The organism is Bradyrhizobium sp. 76, assembly GCF_023073025.1.
Taxonomy (GTDB): domain Bacteria; phylum Pseudomonadota; class Alphaproteobacteria; order Rhizobiales; family Xanthobacteraceae; genus Bradyrhizobium.
Window position 1 is genome coordinate 57,395 of record NZ_JADPIS010000103.1, and the last position, 15,233, is coordinate 72,627.

The window sequence follows — 15,233 nt, forward strand, 5'->3', positions numbered from 1 at the left end:
GCCGCAGGACCTCTTTAAAAGCAGGACCTCTTTAAAAGAAGACATCCGCTCAAGCAGGCCCATGATCCGTAGTCCATGACTGACAGTCCCGACGCCGAATCCCGATTTCTCGAACAGCTCGGCCAGCGCGTGCGCAACATGCGCGCGCTACGCGGCATGTCGCGCAAGGTGCTCGCCAAGGTATCAGGAATATCGGAGCGCTACATCGCGCAGCTCGAAAGCGGCAAGGGCAATGTGTCCATCGTGCTGCTGCGCCGCGTCTCTGACGCGATGGGCGCGCATCTCGAAGACCTGCTTCCCTCGGCCGATCCGACCCCGGACTGGCAGATGTTTCGCGATCTCTTGCGCAAGGCGACGCCGGCGCAGATCGCGCAAGCCAAGGATCTGCTCGCGGGCGGCAGCGCCTCCGCGCCGCGGCGCGCGCCGTTCTGCGGCATCGCGCTGATCGGCCTGCGCGGCGCCGGCAAATCGACGCTTGGGCGGATGCTGGCGAAGAAGGTCGGCTGGAGTTTTGTCGAGCTCAACAAGGAGGTCGAGCAGCAGAACGGCCTCTCGGTCGCCGAGATCATCGCGCTCTACGGCCAGGAAGGCTTTCGCCGCATGGAGCAGGCGGCGCTGCAACAGCTGCTCGCGCGCAACGAACTGATGGTGCTCGCGACCGGCGGCGGCATCGTCTCGGAGCCCTTGACCTTCGACCAGATCCTGTCGTCGTTCTACACGATCTGGCTGAAGGCCGAGCCCGAGGAGCACATGGCCCGCGTCCGCCGCCAAGGCGATTTGCGCCCGATGGCCGACGACCGCTCAGCTATGGCAGAGCTGCGCAACATCCTCTTGAGCCGCGAGCCGCTGTATGCGCGCGCGACGGCCGTGGTGGACACGGCGGGACTCTCCGTCGATGCCGCCGCGGCAAGGCTGATCGATGCGGTGCGGCCGGTGCTGCAAAACGAGGCGCGCAGCTTTGGGCTGCGCAGCGTGGCGCTGTAGGTCTGAACTCCCATGACCGACGACGACGTTGCAATCTCCATGTTCGAGCGTATCGGCGGCAGCGCCACGATCAATCGACTGATCGATCGCTTCTACGAGCGGATGGATACGCTGCCGGAGGCGAAGATCATCCGCGCGATGCATGCGGACGACCTCGACCTTATCAGGGATGTGCTGAAGCGCTATCTCACTGAGTGGACTGGCGGCCCGAAACTCTACTCGGTCGAGAAGGGCCATCCACGGCTGCGCCAGCGCCACATCGGCTTTGCCATCGGCGATGCCGAGCGCGACGCGTGGATGCTCTGCATGCGCGGCGCGCTCGAGGAGACCGTTGTGGACGCCGCGGCGCGGCAGGACCTCGACCGCGCGTTGTCCGGCCTCGCCGACTGGATGCGCAACCGGTAGCCAGGCTACAACAGCTGCGACCGCACCGCCTCCGCGCCCTCACGCAACAATGGCAGGAAGCGACCGATCAATTCCTGCGCCGGCACGCGGTCGACATGGGCGCCCATGTTGATCGCAGCGATGATCACGCCGTCGTAGCGGCGGACGGGAACCGAGATCGAGCGGAAATGCAGCTCGGCCTCGCGATCGACCAGCGCGTAACCCTGCGCGCGGTCGGCAACGATGCGCGCGAGCAGCACCTTGGGATCGGTTACCGTCTGCGGCGTCAGCGCTTCGCGCTTCGTCGCCGTCAGGCGCGCTGCAAGCTCGGCATCGTCGAGCTGACCGAGCATGACGCGGCCCACCGAGGTGCAGAAGGCCGGTAGGCGGTAACCGATGTCCAGCCCACCTGAAAACATCCGCGCCGGACTGCTACGCGCGATGAACACGACCTCATCGCCGTCGAGCACCGCGAGCGAGGCGATTTCGTTGGCCCCTGTCGCGGCGCGGTCGAGCACCGGTTGCAGGACCGTGACGAGTTGGCTCGACCGCAGATACGACGCGGCCAGTGTCAGCACATGTGGCGTCAGCGAGAACAGCTTGCCGTCGCCGCTGACAAAGCCGCCGCGCTGAAGCGTGAACAGCATGCGCCGCGCGGTGGCGCGTGGAAGCGCCGCGGCACGGGCGAGATCGCTGAGCGTCATCGGGCCGGCCGTGGTGCCGAAGCATTGCAGTAGGCGCAGCCCGCGATCGAGGCTCTCGACGAAATCCGTCGCGCGCTCGTCGCTCTCGCTTCGCTTCAGCTTGGGCATGGGTGTCGGGTCATTCCTGCAAAATAGTGCTTGCTGCCGGATCAAGGCATGTCATAATTCGCCCATTCGTTCAATAGGCGAACAAACGCCATTCCACAAAGGATGCACTCGCCATGATGAGCCAGGAGCAGAACGACCTGATCACCCGCACCGGTGCGAAGGACCCGTGCGGGAAGCTGATGCGGAGCTACTGGCAGCCGGCGGCGCTGGTGGATGAGCTCGACGGCGATAGACCGATCCGTCCCGTCAGATTGCTCGGCGAAAATCTGGTGCTGTTCCGCGACGAGACCGGGCGTTACGGCCTGATCGATCGGCACTGCGCGCATCGCGGCGCCGATCTCGCCTTCGGACGGCTCGAGCATGGCGGCCTGCGCTGCGCCTTCCACGGCTGGCTGTTCGACGCCACTGGGCAATGCATCGAGACGCCGGCGGAGCCGAAGGACTCAAAGCTCTGCCAGAACATCCGCCAGCGCTCTTATCCCGTGGTGGAGAAGAGCGGCATCCTCTGGGCTTATCTCGGCGAGGGCGAGCCGCCGGCATTTCCCGAGCTCGATTGTTTCGTCGCGCCCGGCACGCACACCTTCGCATTCAAGGGGCACATGGCCTGCAACTGGTTGCAGGCGCTCGAAGTCGGCATCGATCCCGCGCACGCCTCCTACCTGCATCGCTTCTTCGAGGACGAGGACACCTCCACCGCCTACGGCAAACAGTTCCGTGGCGCATCTGCGGGAAGCGACCTGCCGATGACGAAGATTTTGCGCGAATACGATCGTCCGATCATCAATGTCGAGCACACCGAATACGGCCTCCGGTTGATCGCGCTGCGCGAGATCGACGAGGAGCGCACCCATGTGCGCGTCACCAACCAGCTCTTCCCGCACGGCTTCGTCATCCCCATGAGCACGGAGATGACGATCACGCAGTGGCACGTGCCGGTCGACGACGAGAACTGCTACTGGTACGCGATCTTCACCAGCTACACGAATGCCGTGGACAAGAAGAAGATGCGCGACCAGCGGCTCGAGCTCTATGAGCTGCCGGACTACAAATCCCGCAAGAACAGGACCAACGATTACGGCTTCGATCCGCACGAGCAGCAGACGGCGACCTATACCGGCATGGGCACCGACATCAACGTCCACGACCAGTGGGCGGTCGAATCGATGGGCGCGATCCAGGACCGCACCAGGGAGCACCTCGGCACGAGCGACAAGGCCATCATGCAATACCGCCGCCTGCTGCGGCAGGAGATCGAGAAGGTCGCGGGCGGCGAGAAGCCGATGCTGCATCTCGACGAGGCCACCGCACGTTCGATCCAGGGCCCGGCGACCATGGACGGCATCGGGCCGACACGAGGCTGGGAGATTTACTGGATGGAAGTCGACGTCAAGCGCCGCCGCAACGCGCCGTGGACGGCGCCGGTGCCGAAGGAGATCGCGGACAACGTGCATCGGCTGACGGCGGCGGAGTAGCGCAGAATGCAGGTCCCTCCTTCGTCATTGCGAGCGAAGCGAAGCAATCCAGACTGTCTCTGCGGAGGGATCCTGGATTGCTTCGCTTCGCTCGCAATGACGGAGAATGTAGCGCATGCTTCGCCTCTCACGGATAGAGGAGTGAAAAAGTGACTTTCGTCGCGCGTCATGCGCTGTGGTCGGATGAGCAGAGGGACGCGGCGACGCGCATGCGCCGCATCGTCGAAGAGAAGAACCTCGATGTCATCCGCCTCGCCTTCCCGGACCAGCACGGCATTCTGCGCGGCAAGACCATCATTGCATCGGAGGCGCTTGCGTCGCTCGAAAGCGGCTGCTCCATCACCACCACCATGCTCGCCAAGGACACCTCGCACCGCACGGTGTTTCCGGTGTTCACGTCGGGCGGCGGCTTCGGCATGAAGGAAATGGAGGGCGCGGCCGATGTGCTGATGGTCGCGGATCCCACGACGTTTCGCGTTTTGCCCTGGGCGCCGACCACCGGCTGGGTTCTCTGCGACCTCTATTTCAACGACGGCCGTCCCGTCCCGTTCGCGACACGCGGGCTCTATCGCAAGGTGCTCGGCGAGCTCGCAAGCCGCGGCCATGATTTCGTGGCGGGGCTCGAGGTCGAATTCCACATCTTCAAGCTCGACGATCCGCATATGCGCCCGGAAGATGCCGGCCAGCCCGGCACGCCGCCTTCGGTGAGCCTGCTCAGCCACGGCTATCAATATCTCACCGAGCAGCGCTTCGACCAGATGGAGCCGGTGCTGGAAATCCTGCGGCGTGACATCGTTGCGCTCGGATTGCCTTTGCGCTCGGTCGAGGTCGAGTTTGGGCCGAGCCAGTGCGAATTCACCTTCGCCCCGAAGAAGGGTCTGGAGCCCGCGGACAACATGGTGCTGTTTCGGAGCGCCGTGAAGCAGATCGCGCACCGCCACGGTTATCACGCCACCTTCATGTGCCGGCCGAAGCTACCGAACCTGTTCGCGAGCGGCTGGCATCTGCACCAATCGGTGGTCTCACGCGCGAGCGGCGAGAACCAGTTCATGGCCAAAGACGGCGGCGAGCCGCTCAGCGCGTTCGGCCGCGCCTGGCTTGCCGGCCTGCTCGACCACGCCCGCGCGTCGACCGTGTTCACCACCCCGACCATCAATGGCTACAAGCGCTACCGCTCCTATTCGTTGGCGCCGGACCGCGCGATCTGGGGCCGCGACAATCGCGGCGTGATGATCCGCGTGCTCGGCGCTGCCGGCGACGCCGCCACGCGCCTGGAAAACCGCATCGGCGAGCCCGCCGCCAATCCCTATCTCTACATGGCCTCGCAGATTCTCTCCGGCCTCGACGGCGTCGACCGCAAGCTTGATCCCGGCCCGTCGGCCGACATGCCCTACGAAACCAAGGCGCCGCTCTTGCCGAAGTCGCTGCGCGATGCGGTCAGCGCACTGAAGGACGATCCGTTCTTCCGGGAAAAGCTCGGGGCTGAGTTCGTCGATTACTACACCCACATCAAGAACGCCGAGATCGACCGCTTCCTGTCCGAAGTGACCGACTGGGAGCACAAGGAATATTTCGAGGTGTTTTGACGGAGATGCGCCTCACCTCCCCGTGAGGCGACTTCGTCGGCTCTGTTCCGACGACATTTCACCGCTCCCGACGAAGCCGTTTTTCCCGACCGACGAAAACCGCCGGAAAGACGCGGGATCTAGGCTGCCGCAGTGATCAACAATGGAGTTCGGTCATGTTGGGTCAATTGTTCAGTCTGATCTATCGCCTGTCCTGCCGGACCACCCTGATGGAGATCGGCGCGAACCGCCTCGCACGATAGCGGTGGGCGGGACGCGACTTAGGTAAGAGGGATTGACCAGATAACGGGGGTTTTCATGCGCAAGCTGGTTCTGATCGCAGCGATGTCACTGCTCGCAACACAAGCCTACGCCGGCGGCCCGCGGAGCCTCAGCCTGGCAGCGACCGATGCAAGCCAGCTGGCGGCCGAGCAGCCGGCCACAGCAGCAGCGCCGCAAGCTCCGGCACAAATGCCTTCGGCAAATGTCCAGACGGCGACCACCACACCCGCTTCAAGCCCGCCTGCGACAACAGCGCCAGCCGCAACAGCTCCGGCCGTCGCGCCCGCCCAATCCACCGCTGCGCCGGTCGCCAGAACGACCGAAACGACCAAGCCGAAACACCGCCAGCCATCCACCGAGGCGCGCGTGATCCGCGAACTGCATCGGCATGGGATTTACTGGTGAGGGGACCCAGCTCTCACTTCCGTCATTGCGAGCGTAGCGAAGCAATCCAGAATCTTTCCGCGGCGGCAGTCTGGATTGCTTCGTCGCTTCGCTCCTCGCAATGACGAGGAGAGCTCAAATCCCCAGATATTTGTGCTGCAGATCCGGCTCGGCCAACAGTTCATTCGACGTGCCGCTCCACACCGTCTTGCCGCGCTCGATGATGGTGTGGCGGTCGCAGATGCGGGCAAGGTGGTCGACGTTCTTGTCGACGACCAGGATCGACTGTCCCCGGCTCTTGAGCAGCGACAGGCAGCTCCAGATCTCTTCGCGGATCAGGGGCGCCAAACCTTCGGTCGCTTCATCCAGGATGAGGAGCTTCGGGTTGGTCATCAACGCGCGGCCGATCGCGAGCATCTGCTGCTCGCCGCCGGAGAGCTGGTTGCCCATGTTGGAGGCGCGCTCGGCCAGGCGCGGAAACATCACGTAGATCGCCGCCAGCGTCCAGGGATTGCTGCTGTCGAAACGATCGGCGGCGGCCGCGACCAGGTTTTCGCGCACGGTAAGGTTCGGGAAGATCTGCCGCCCCTCGGGGACGAGGCCGACACCGAGTTGCGCGATCCTGTAGGACGGTTGCGTCCGCACCTCCGAGCCTGCGAAGCGGATGCTGCCTGCGCGCGCCGGCGTCAGGCCCATGATGGAGCGGATGGTCGTGGTCTTGCCCATGCCGTTGCGGCCCATCAGCGAGACCATCTCGCCTGATTTGACAGACAGCGACAAGCCGAACAGCACCTGGGACAGGCCGTAGCAGGTCTCGATGCCGTCGACCTCGAGCAGCGTGTCACCCATCCCTTTTTCAGACATGGTGCGTCACCACATGCGCCTCGCCGAGATAGGCGCGCTTGACGTCCTCGTTCGCCCGGATCGCAGCCGGATCGCCGGAGGCGATGACGCGGCCATAGACCAGCACGGAGATGCGGTCGGCGAGCGCAAATACCGCCGGCATGTCGTGCTCGACCAGCACGATCGAGACCTCCTTGCGCAGCTCCTGGAGCAGCTGCACCATGCGCTGGGACTCGGCGACGCCGAGGCCCGCCATCGGCTCGTCGAGCAGCAAAAGTTTCGGCTTGCTTGCCAGCGCAACCGCCAGCTCGATCTGGCGACGCTCGCCATGGCTGAGCCTGGACACCAGGACGTCGGCACGATGGGCGAGACCGACGCGGTCGAGCGCGGCATGCGCGGCATCGCGCAGGCCCTTTTCCTTGCGTGCATCAGCGAAGAAGCGGAATGAGGTGCCAGCATGCGCCTGGGCCGCGAGCGCGACATTGTCGGCGGCGGTGAAATCGAGCAGCAGCGAGGTGATCTGGAACGAACGTGCCAGGCCCAGCGCGCAGCGGCGATAGGCCGGCAGATAGGTGATGTCGCGCCCCGCCAGCGAGACGCTGCCGGAATGCGGCTCCAGATGCCCGGTGAGCTGGCTGATCAGCGTGGTTTTGCCGGCGCCGTTCGGGCCGATGATGGCGTGCAGCTCGCCTGCCGCAACGTCGAGAGAGACGTTGTCGGTCGCAATGATGCCGCCGAAGCGGCGTACCAGCCTGTCGACACGGAGCAGCGGCTCAGCCACGATTGAGCCTCCCGAGCAGGCCCATGATGCCGCCGCGGCCGAACAGCACGATCAGCAGCAGCATCGGGCCCATGATCAGCGCCCAGTATTCGGTGAGCTGCGACAAGAATTCTTCCAGCAGCAAATACACCACCGCGCCGATGACCGGACCGAACAGCGTGCCCATGCCCCCGAGGATCACCATCACCATGAGGTCGCCGGAACGGGTCCAGTACATCGCGGCCGGGCTGACGAAATCGGTGTTGTTGGCGAGCAGCGCGCCGGCAAGGCCGCACATCATGCCCGAGATGACGAAGCAGACCAGCTGGTAGCGTTTCGAGGGAAAGCCGATCGCCTGCATGCGTTGCTCGTTGGAGCGCAGCCCCTGCAGGACGAGGCCAAAGCGCGAATTGACAATGCGCCAGATCAGGAAGACCACGCCGAACAGGCAGGCGAGGCAGAGATAATAGAACTGCGTGCGGTTCGACAGGTTGATCAGCCCGGAGAAGTCGCTGCGTTTGTAGACGGTGAGGCCGTCATCGCCGCCGTAACGCGCCAGCCCCGAGGCGACGTAATAGGCCATCTGCGCGAAGGCGAGGGTGATCATGATGAAGTAAACGCCACGCGTGCGGAGCGAGAGCGCGCCGATCACGACGGCGTAAGTCGCGGAGGCCGCGAGCGCGACCGGAAACTGGATGAAGCCGCTTCCCACGCCTTCCTGCGCCAGCATGCCGACCGCGTAACCGCCGATGCCGAGATAGGCGGCGTGACCAAAACTCATCATGCCGCCAAAACCCATGATGAGGTTGAGGCTCGCGGCCGCCAGCGCCAGGATGACGATGCGCGTGAACAGCGTCAGGATGAAGATGTTGCCGGAGAGTTGCGAATAGAGCGGCAGCAGCACGAGGCCCGCCAGCATCAGGGCCGTGACGGCCTTGCTCACAGTGAATGACTTCATCGGCGGTTGGCCGGAAACAGCCCCTCCGGACGCACCACCAGCACGATCGCCATCAGCAGATAGATCAGCATGGACGACAGCGCGGGCGCGGCAGTGGAAGCAGCAGCGCCGCTCAGCACCTGCCGCAACAAATTCGGCAAGAAGGCGCGGCCGAGCGTGTCGATCATGCCGACGAAGATCGCGGCCAGGAACGCGCCCCGGATCGAACCGATACCGCCGATCACGATGATGACGAAGGCAAGGATCAGGATGTTCTCGCCCATGCCGATCTGCACGGTGAGGATCGGCGCCTGCATCAACCCGGCAAGACCAGCGAGCGCGGCACCGAGGCCGAACACCAGGGTGTAGAGCAGCTTGATGTTGATGCCGAGCGCGCCGATCATCTCGCGATTGGACGCGCCGGCCCGGATCAGCATGCCGATGCGGGTACGCATCACGCCGAGATAGAGCAGCAGAGCAACCAGCAGCGCCACGACGATGATGGCGAGGCGATAGGCGGGATAGTGAATGCCGGGCAGGATCGGCACCGGCACGGTGAGCCAGGCCGGCAGCGGCAGCGCAAGCCCGGCCGGCCCCCAGATCAGCCGCACGGCTTCATTGAAGAACAGAATCAGGCCGAAGGTCGCGAGCACGTGGTCGAGATGGTCGCGTCCGTAGAGGTGCCGCAGCGCGGTCATCTCGAGCACGATGCCGAGCACGAGCGTCGCGCCGAGTGCCAAAAGCGCGCCGAGCAGGAAGCTGCCGGTCCAGGCTGCGAAGGTCGCGGCGAAATAGGCGCCCATCATGTAGAGCGAGCCGTGCGCGAGGTTGACGAGATCCATGATCCCGAACACCAGCGTCAGGCCGGCGGCGAGCAGGAACAGCAGCAGGCCGAACTGCAAACCGTTCAAGAACTGTTCGACGACGAGCAGCATCAAAACTCTTTCAGGCGCACGCAGGTTCGCGCCGATGTTCGAACACGGTCGCCATCAGTGAAAGAGCTCCCCCTGCCTGTACAAGGCGGAAAAATGGGTAATGGCAGTATCGTTCCGAGGCAAGAGCGATTCGACACCCAACATGCACTTTGTTGCATGCCGATGCATCCGATCGATCCTGGCCCTGTAATTTGCCCTGCAAGAAGACTGCCGCGCAGGATGGGTCAACCTGCCGCACCCAAACGGATCACCCTCCCTCCGTTCCCGGAGAGAGGGTGTGAAATTCGTCGCAACGTATGGATGGAGACGCCTAGTGCGACGTCATCTGCCGGGGAAGGTCATCCGGCTCGGCAAGCACGCTATTGGCTGTCGAGGCCTCCAGCGCCGCCATCCGGAACAGATAGGCGAGCGTCGCCAATCCGGTGTCTTCCGCCATCTGCGCGAGTTCGAGCGCCATGTCGGACATGTAGCCGAGATTTTCGTCTTTGATCTGCGCCATGATCTGGCTGTCCCGCATCATGTTCGACATCTCAGGCGCTCTTTCGTTGCGCGGCAGCGAGGCCGCAGAGGTTGGCAAGGGCGATGCAGTCGATACGCGGACCGTCCTGTTGGACGACGTTTGTCGTCCCGATACGGTTACACACGGCATCCAGCGACTCCTGACGGATCTCGATCGTGGCCGCCATCGTCCAGGAATCTTCGACCAGCGCCGGCAATCCCAGCGGCGCGACGATGAATCCGATCTCGTGGAAGCGCGGCAGCCACCAGGTCTCCATCACAAGAGAGAGACGCTCGATGCCCTGATCGAGACAGAACTCCTGCGCCGCTGCCATCAATTGCCAATTGAACGCGCCGTCGCGGCGCTCGCGCGAAACGAAGAAACGTGACCACTCCCATACCAGCGGGTTGGAGGGGCAACCGCGCACCGCGGCGAGATGCGGGAAGACCTCGCTCATCATCGTCGGCTTGGTGGTAGGATAGAGGCGGGAGCCGCCGAGCACCCGGCGATTTTCGAGCGCCAGCAGGTAGACCGCGTCCTCATTGTCGTAGGTATCGACCTCGCGGCCATCGGGCTTGCGCAGCGCCTCCCATTTCCGCTCCTCGACAAAAATCTCGTGACGCACCCTGAAATGTTGCTCGAGAACGTCCTCGTAGAGGTGCCGGTTGGCGGCAGAAATCACATGAATCATTTATTCCCCCATTGTTCGAAATAAGGGGAACACTCACGGAAAACGGCCAAAGCGACTATTGGGAAATTTCCCAGTAGGCGCGGATTTCAGGGGGTGATGATTCTGTGGCGGATTGCGATCGCAACCGCATGCGTCCGGTTGACGGCACCAAGTTTGCGCGCGGCAGTTGCGAGATGCTCTTCGGCGGTGCGCTGAGTGATGTGCAGGATCTCGCCGATTTCCCAAGCCGACTTGCCCTGCGAGGCCCAGGCGAGCACCTCGCGCTCGCGCGGGGTAAGGCGCATCGATCGATGCGGCGCCGGATCGAGCAAGCGGCGAATGTGATCGAAGCCGTACATCCCGATCAGGTGCAGCGCCGGCTTGCTGCGCGCATTGAGATCGAGGTGAACGCCACCGAGCGAGACGCCGGCCTCGTAGCCGGTCAATCCGTGGATCGGCACGACGAAGCCGCGCGACATACGGAAATCGGCAGCGCGCCGCATCACCTCCACCGCGCCCGGCTCCAGTTCCGGATCGTACGGCGCCTCGGACCACTCGAAAGGGTTCACCGTCTGCCGGCATTTGCGGATCACGGGATCGACGCGGTCGTAGCCTTTTTGGGTATAGAGGCTGAACCACTCCGCCGGCCACTTCTTGGCGAGCACCATCTGGGAAAAACGCTGATCGGGATTCGGCAAGCCGGTTACGATGATGTGCTCGAAGCCGTAGCGCCCGAACGCGGTCGCAAGCGCATCCATGGCGTCCGGAACCTTGGTATAGGCTCCAAGCCCCTCAATGAAGTCGAGCGCTTCCCGGCCATAATCCACGGCGGACATCGGTGCGTTTCCTGACCCTCGTTATCGCTATAGCACGTCCTGGCGACTGCCTCAATTCAGCGCTTCCGTAGTTTCCCGGTATCCCTTTGACCCCGAAGGCTTAATCTACTTGTGGAAGAAGTGACGTCAAGTTACACCTATAATGTCTGAAGCGGGGAAACCACGATGGAAGACGAGGACATCGCCCTCAACAGCGTGCTCGGCCTGGAACTCAACCGCGTATTTTTCGCCGTCCGCGAAACGGCAAACAAGCAGAAGATCATCGAGTTCGCGCGCGGGGTGCTGCAAAGCGAGCGCAGCAAGCCGGCCGAGAGCGCCTCGCCGGACGGACCGGCGAGCTAGCACGCAATTGCTGTGAGCGCACGAACGGTCCGTTCGGTGCCATGGCTTGCTCTGATCTGAACCGAACAACCGAACGCGAATGTTTCCTTCCTTCTCCCCTTGTGGGAGAAGTGGCGTAGGCGGCCTTCGGCCGCCGTTCTTAAAACAAAACGCCGATGCTTCGGATCGGCTATGGCGCCGGATGAGGGGTTGTTTCCACGCGTTCAAATGCGCGAGGCTCGCGCGGGGAGAGAACCCTTCACCCGTCTCGCCCTATCGCGGCGGTCCACCCGCCTCCACAAGGGGAGAGGGAAAGGCAGCGCCGACCACGATTATCTTTTGGATGCCCAAGACATGATGACGCTGCGCCAGGTTGAAGTGATCCGTGCCGTGATGGTGACGGGCACGATCGGCGGCGCGGCGAAGCTGCTGAACGTTTCGGCACCGGGCATCAGCCGCCTCGTCAAATACACCGAGCGCTCGCTCGGCATCCGCTTCTTTCAGCGCCAGAACGGCCGCTATTTCCCGACGCCGGAAGCCGAGAACATCTTCGAGCAGATCAACGGCGTCTACAAGAAGGTCGACGACCTCTCCGAGATCATCTCCAAGATCGGACGCGGCGGATTGTCGGAATTGCGCATCGGCTCGGTGCCGAGCATTTCGCAAGTCATGGTGCCGCGCGCAATCGAGCGGGTCCGGCGGCGCTATCCGGATTTGGGCATTGACATCAACATCCTCAAGCTCGAGGAAGCCATCGACTATCTCATGCTCGGCCGCGGCGAGTGCGTGGCGATGAGCTACCGCCTGGAGCATTCCGGACTCGACTTCATGCCGCTCGCCTCCGGCGAGCTCTATTGCATCGTGCCGCCGGGCCACGAGCTCGCCGGCCGCAAGCAGGTCTCCGCCGCCGAGATCACCCGCTATCCGCTGATTGGCATCGATCCCAACGATCCCTACGGGCGGATCATGGCCGAGATCTTCGCGCGCCACCGCCTCGAGTACAACATCACCATCCGCGCCCGCTTCGGCACCACGGTCTGCGCGCTGGTGAAGGCGGGTCTCGGCATCGCCATCATCGACCAGTTCACGGTGGCCCATGGCGGCTATCCCGGCATCGAGCTGATCAAGATCACCGAGCCGACGCGATTCGACACCTATATCGCGGTGAAGCGCGGCGCGCCGCTGTCGCTTCATGTCGAGTATTTCATCGAGGCCCTGCGCGCGGAGATGCGCGCGGTCGAGCCGTCGCGGGGCAAAAGCAGGGCCGCGCCGCCACGGCGGAAGAGATAACATTACGTTAGGTTTGCAGGACAAGAGGGTAATTGTGTTAGGCCGAAGAAAGGCTATCGTCCCTGGTGGAAGCCCCTTGGAATTGGGCGGATTTCCCCGCTAATGGCCGGGACCAAACGCTCCCAACGAGACGATAGCGAACCATGTCAAAGCGCGGACCTGCCGCATCCAAAAAACTCCTGACCGGCCTGATCGGCGCACCCATCGCGCATTCCGCCTCCCCTGCCATGCATGAGCGCGCCGCGGAGGGGCTTGGCCTGCGCGGACATTATCAGCTCATCGAAGTGGCCGGCGCCGATGCGGCCGGGCTCCGGCTGATGCTGGAAGGCGTGCGGCGGCTCGGCTTTGCCGGCGTCAACGTCACTTTTCCCTACAAGGAGGCAGTGGTCCCGCTGCTCGATGAACTGGCACCGGGTGCAGCCGCGATGGGGGCGGTCAACACCGTCGTCGCCAGCAACGGCCGGCTGATCGGCCACAACACCGACACGACGGGCTTTGCGCGCGCCGTCGCGCCGCTGCTGGCGGCCTCTGGAAACGCGGTCGCCGTGATCGGCACCGGCGGCGTCGGCAAGGCGATCGCCTTTGCGCTGGCGAGCCTTGACGTGGCCGACATCCGCATCTTCGACAGCGAGCCGGCACGCGCCGAAAAACTCGCCACACTGCTCGTCAAGCAGGGTGGCGCCAGGGTCGCCGCGAGCGTCGAGGACGCGCTCGACGGCGCAACGGGCCTCGTCAACGGCACGCCGGTCGGCATGCTGCCGAACCGGGAAACGCCGGTCGCGCCGACGCTGTTGCGTCAAAACCTGTGGGTCGCCGACGCAGTCTATTCGCCGCTGATCACGCCGCTGCTGGCGGCTGCCCAAGCCAAGGGCGCACGGATCATGACCGGCCGGGAGCTTGCGATCTACCAGGCCGCCGACGCTTTCGAACTGTTCACTGGCCTTGCCCCATCCACCGAGATCATGGGAGAGGCATTCGACGAGGTGATGGCGGCACGAAGCCCGACCTATCACGCAGCGTAACCGAAGCGGCCGGACACAAGGCCGCACGTAACATCAAAAGAAATCGGAGGAGAGACCATGAAATCGACCATTCTGGCAGGCGCCCTGCTTGCATTCGCGACCGCAACCGGTGTCCACGCCCAGGCGATCAAGCTCGCCGACGTCGCCGAGCTGTCCGGCGGCGGCGCCACCGTCGGCACCAACTGGAAGAACGGCATCGACCTCGCGATCGAGGAGATCAACGCCAAGGGCGGCGTGCTCGGCCGCAAGCTCGAAGTCACTCATGCGGACTCGCAATCCAACCCGGGCGTCGCGCGCGCGCAGGTGCAAAAGGCGCTCGACGCCGAGCCCTATGTGCTGCTCGGACCCGGCTATTCCGGCTCCGTGAAGGTGACGGCGCCGCTGGCGGCCGAGGCCGGCATCGCGCAGATCATGGGCGGCGAAGCCGCCGAGCTGACGCAAGGCGGAAACAAATTCCTGTTCCGCACCTCGTTCGGCCAGCAATCGTCGATGCCGAAGGTCGCCAAATACATTCACGACGACATGAAGGCGAAGTCGGTCGCCGTCGTCTGGGTCAACAATGACTTTGGCCGCGGCGGTCGCGATGTCGTCGTCAAGGAGCTCGACCGGCTCGGCTCCAAGGTCGTCGCCGATCTCTCCACCGAGGCGGGCCAGGCCGATTTCGCCGCCGACGTCGGCAAGATCAAGGCCGCCAATCCCGACGCCGTGTTCGTCTATTTGAACGAGGAAGAGAGCGCGCGCATCCTCAAGGAGCTGAAGCGCCAGGGCGTCACCGCGCCGCTGATGGGCGAGACCACGCTGATCGGTCAGAAGGTGATCGAGCTTGCGGGCGATGCCGCCAACGGCGCGCGCGGCCATGTCGGCCTCACCACCGATGCGCCGGTCGACCTGATCAAGGCCTTTCGCGACAAGTTCGCGAAGAAGTACAATTACGTGCCCGACCACAACGGGCTGAAAGGCTATCTCGCGGTCTACATGGTGAAGGCCGCCACCGACAAGATGGGCAAGGTCGATTCCAAGGCGTTCGCCGACACGCTGCATGGCCTGACCATCAAGGCCGCGGACGAGCCGGGCATCTTGATGGACGTCACCTTCAGCGACACCGGTGACATCGATCGCCAGAGCTTTCTGGTCGAAGTGGTCGAAGGCAAGCAGGTCGTGAAACAGGTGCTGCCGAAGGTGAAGTGAGGTCTTTGCCCTTCGCCCGCTTCTTGCGGAGCGAGATCTTTCGTCTCCC

At 63.9% G+C, this 15,233-nt stretch carries 17 protein-coding genes; 9 read left to right on the plus strand and 8 right to left on the minus strand.

Annotated elements, in window-relative coordinates; translation table 11 throughout:
• Window positions 1-75: 75 nt before the first annotated feature.
• Together IVB48_RS26680 and IVB48_RS26685 are read left to right on the plus strand one after the other, a co-directional pair.
• Window positions 76-984 (plus strand): helix-turn-helix transcriptional regulator, encoded by a 909-nt coding sequence (locus IVB48_RS26680; RefSeq protein WP_247357600.1) that lies wholly within the window; start codon window positions 76-78, stop codon window positions 982-984.
• A 12-nt stretch (window positions 985-996) separates the two neighbouring features.
• The gene (locus IVB48_RS26685) at window positions 997-1,389 is read left to right on the plus strand and encodes a group II truncated hemoglobin (RefSeq protein ID WP_247404478.1); all 393 of its coding nucleotides are present in this window, start codon (window positions 997-999) and stop codon (window positions 1,387-1,389) included.
• A 5-nt stretch (window positions 1,390-1,394) separates the two neighbouring features.
• Here the strand turns inward: IVB48_RS26685 and IVB48_RS26690 are convergent, their stop codons facing one another.
• Window positions 1,395-2,180, minus strand: a complete 786-nt coding sequence (locus tag IVB48_RS26690) for an IclR family transcriptional regulator C-terminal domain-containing protein (RefSeq protein ID WP_247404481.1) — start codon at window positions 2,178-2,180, stop codon at window positions 1,395-1,397.
• Window positions 2,181-2,293: 113 nt separating this feature from the next.
• Between IVB48_RS26690 and IVB48_RS26695 the strand changes: the two genes are divergently transcribed.
• From IVB48_RS26695 to IVB48_RS26705, 3 genes are all read left to right on the plus strand, one after another.
• Window positions 2,294-3,652, plus strand: a complete 1,359-nt coding sequence (locus tag IVB48_RS26695; protein WP_247404484.1) for an aromatic ring-hydroxylating dioxygenase subunit alpha — start codon at window positions 2,294-2,296, stop codon at window positions 3,650-3,652.
• Between the two features lie 149 nt (window positions 3,653-3,801).
• Window positions 3,802-5,238 (plus strand): glutamine synthetase family protein, encoded by a 1,437-nt coding sequence (locus IVB48_RS26700; protein WP_247404487.1) that lies wholly within the window; start codon window positions 3,802-3,804, stop codon window positions 5,236-5,238.
• Between the two features lie 297 nt (window positions 5,239-5,535).
• The gene (locus IVB48_RS26705; RefSeq protein ID WP_247404511.1) at window positions 5,536-5,904 is read left to right on the plus strand and encodes a hypothetical protein; all 369 of its coding nucleotides are present in this window, start codon (window positions 5,536-5,538) and stop codon (window positions 5,902-5,904) included.
• Between the two features lie 114 nt (window positions 5,905-6,018).
• On the opposite strand, the gene IVB48_RS26710 is transcribed toward IVB48_RS26705, so the two are convergent.
• The 7 genes from IVB48_RS26710 to IVB48_RS26740 all read right to left on the minus strand — a co-directional run bounded on the left by IVB48_RS26710 (window position 6,019) and on the right by IVB48_RS26740 (window position 11,363).
• Complete coding sequence (locus IVB48_RS26710; RefSeq protein WP_247404514.1) at window positions 6,019-6,747, minus strand: ABC transporter ATP-binding protein; 729 nt, start codon at window positions 6,745-6,747, stop codon at window positions 6,019-6,021.
• Window positions 6,740-7,507, minus strand: a complete 768-nt coding sequence (locus IVB48_RS26715; protein WP_247404517.1) for an ABC transporter ATP-binding protein — start codon at window positions 7,505-7,507, stop codon at window positions 6,740-6,742. Before IVB48_RS26715 ends, IVB48_RS26710 begins: the two co-directional genes overlap by 8 nt.
• A complete protein-coding gene (locus IVB48_RS26720; protein ID WP_247404521.1) occupies window positions 7,500-8,444 on the minus strand; it encodes a branched-chain amino acid ABC transporter permease in 945 nt (314 codons plus the stop codon). The genes IVB48_RS26715 and IVB48_RS26720 overlap by 8 nt, the downstream gene beginning before the upstream one ends.
• The gene (locus tag IVB48_RS26725) at window positions 8,441-9,358 is read right to left on the minus strand and encodes a branched-chain amino acid ABC transporter permease (RefSeq protein WP_007615745.1); all 918 of its coding nucleotides are present in this window, start codon (window positions 9,356-9,358) and stop codon (window positions 8,441-8,443) included. The genes IVB48_RS26720 and IVB48_RS26725 overlap by 4 nt, the downstream gene beginning before the upstream one ends.
• A gap of 310 nt (window positions 9,359-9,668) precedes the next feature.
• Window positions 9,669-9,887, minus strand: coding sequence for a hypothetical protein (locus tag IVB48_RS26730; protein ID WP_027514447.1), 219 nt, complete (start codon window positions 9,885-9,887; stop codon window positions 9,669-9,671).
• Between the two features lies 1 nt (window position 9,888).
• Window positions 9,889-10,548: an acyl-homoserine-lactone synthase gene (locus tag IVB48_RS26735; RefSeq protein WP_247404524.1), complete on the minus strand. Its 660-nt coding sequence runs from the start codon at window positions 10,546-10,548 to the stop codon at window positions 9,889-9,891.
• Window positions 10,549-10,634: 86 nt separating this feature from the next.
• A complete protein-coding gene (locus IVB48_RS26740) occupies window positions 10,635-11,363 on the minus strand; it encodes a LuxR family transcriptional regulator (protein WP_247404527.1) in 729 nt (242 codons plus the stop codon).
• 165 nt (window positions 11,364-11,528) lie between these two features.
• On the opposite strand from IVB48_RS26740, the gene IVB48_RS26745 reads away from it, so the two are divergent.
• The 4 genes from IVB48_RS26745 (at window position 11,529) to IVB48_RS26760 (ending at window position 15,184) form a co-directional block, all read left to right on the plus strand.
• Window positions 11,529-11,705: a hypothetical protein gene (locus IVB48_RS26745; RefSeq protein ID WP_007597932.1), complete on the plus strand. Its 177-nt coding sequence runs from the start codon at window positions 11,529-11,531 to the stop codon at window positions 11,703-11,705.
• A gap of 333 nt (window positions 11,706-12,038) precedes the next feature.
• Entirely contained in the window at window positions 12,039-12,974 is a 936-nt protein-coding gene (locus tag IVB48_RS26750; protein WP_027565918.1) for a LysR family transcriptional regulator, read from the plus strand.
• 143 nt (window positions 12,975-13,117) lie between these two features.
• Entirely contained in the window at window positions 13,118-13,996 is an 879-nt protein-coding gene (locus tag IVB48_RS26755; RefSeq protein ID WP_247404530.1) for a shikimate dehydrogenase, read from the plus strand.
• A gap of 57 nt (window positions 13,997-14,053) precedes the next feature.
• Window positions 14,054-15,184: an ABC transporter substrate-binding protein gene (locus tag IVB48_RS26760; RefSeq protein ID WP_247404533.1), complete on the plus strand. Its 1,131-nt coding sequence runs from the start codon at window positions 14,054-14,056 to the stop codon at window positions 15,182-15,184.
• Window positions 15,185-15,233: the final 49 nt, after the last annotated feature.

What these genes read in the sequence shown, in the direction of transcription:
- IVB48_RS26725 (WP_007615745.1), bottom strand. Translation starts at nt 9,358, where the DNA reads ATGCTGCTCGTCGTCGAACAGTTCTTGAACGGTTTGCAGTTCGGCCTG.
- IVB48_RS26745 (WP_007597932.1), top strand. Translation starts at nt 11,529, where the DNA reads ATGGAAGACGAGGACATCGCCCTCAACAGCGTGCTCGGCCTGGAACTC.
- IVB48_RS26735 (WP_247404524.1), bottom strand. Translation starts at nt 10,548, where the DNA reads ATGATTCATGTGATTTCTGCCGCCAACCGGCACCTCTACGAGGACGTT.
- IVB48_RS26720 (WP_247404521.1), bottom strand. Translation starts at nt 8,444, where the DNA reads ATGAAGTCATTCACTGTGAGCAAGGCCGTCACGGCCCTGATGCTGGCG.
- IVB48_RS26710 (WP_247404514.1), bottom strand. Translation starts at nt 6,747, where the DNA reads ATGTCTGAAAAAGGGATGGGTGACACGCTGCTCGAGGTCGACGGCATC.
- IVB48_RS26750 (WP_027565918.1), top strand. Translation starts at nt 12,039, where the DNA reads ATGATGACGCTGCGCCAGGTTGAAGTGATCCGTGCCGTGATGGTGACG.
- IVB48_RS26755 (WP_247404530.1), top strand. Translation starts at nt 13,118, where the DNA reads ATGTCAAAGCGCGGACCTGCCGCATCCAAAAAACTCCTGACCGGCCTG.
- IVB48_RS26705 (WP_247404511.1), top strand. Translation starts at nt 5,536, where the DNA reads ATGCGCAAGCTGGTTCTGATCGCAGCGATGTCACTGCTCGCAACACAA.
- IVB48_RS26680 (WP_247357600.1), top strand. Translation starts at nt 76, where the DNA reads ATGACTGACAGTCCCGACGCCGAATCCCGATTTCTCGAACAGCTCGGC.
- IVB48_RS26685 (WP_247404478.1), top strand. Translation starts at nt 997, where the DNA reads ATGACCGACGACGACGTTGCAATCTCCATGTTCGAGCGTATCGGCGGC.
- IVB48_RS26690 (WP_247404481.1), bottom strand. Translation starts at nt 2,180, where the DNA reads ATGCCCAAGCTGAAGCGAAGCGAGAGCGACGAGCGCGCGACGGATTTC.
- IVB48_RS26695 (WP_247404484.1), top strand. Translation starts at nt 2,294, where the DNA reads ATGATGAGCCAGGAGCAGAACGACCTGATCACCCGCACCGGTGCGAAG.
- IVB48_RS26760 (WP_247404533.1), top strand. Translation starts at nt 14,054, where the DNA reads ATGAAATCGACCATTCTGGCAGGCGCCCTGCTTGCATTCGCGACCGCA.
- IVB48_RS26740 (WP_247404527.1), bottom strand. Translation starts at nt 11,363, where the DNA reads ATGTCCGCCGTGGATTATGGCCGGGAAGCGCTCGACTTCATTGAGGGG.
- IVB48_RS26730 (WP_027514447.1), bottom strand. Translation starts at nt 9,887, where the DNA reads ATGTCGAACATGATGCGGGACAGCCAGATCATGGCGCAGATCAAAGAC.